The following is a 299-nucleotide window of genomic DNA, read 5'->3' on the forward strand; positions in this document are numbered from 1 at the left end:
GATAGGCCAGAACTGGAAGTCGGGTAACCGATGCAGGTGACTGGTACTAATAGGCCGAGGACTTACCACAAAGAAGCTACGCGTCCACTGTGCAATATCTGAAACAACACACGAGTTGATTCAGCAAGCACAATCGAATACACGAATCCGCCACCCACATACGTGTGGGTGACAGGTTCGCTCGTGACACTGTTTCGCAGAGTTACGGCGGCCATAGCGGAGGGGAAACGCCCGGTCCCATTCCGAACCCGGAAGCTAAGCCCTCCAGCGCCGATGGTACTGCACTCGACAGGGTGTGG

The 299-nt window shown here is 55.5% G+C and carries 1 rRNA gene; it reads left to right on the forward strand.

The annotated features are described in order from the left end of the window. Positions 1–203: 203 nt before the first annotated feature. Positions 204–299, forward strand: a 5S ribosomal RNA gene (gene rrf, locus MTX34_RS25540); the annotation flags it as partial.

It is taken from the genome of Rhodococcus sp. ARC_M5, assembly GCF_022810405.1.
Taxonomy (GTDB): Bacteria; Actinomycetota; Actinomycetes; order Mycobacteriales; family Mycobacteriaceae; genus Rhodococcoides; species Rhodococcoides navarretei.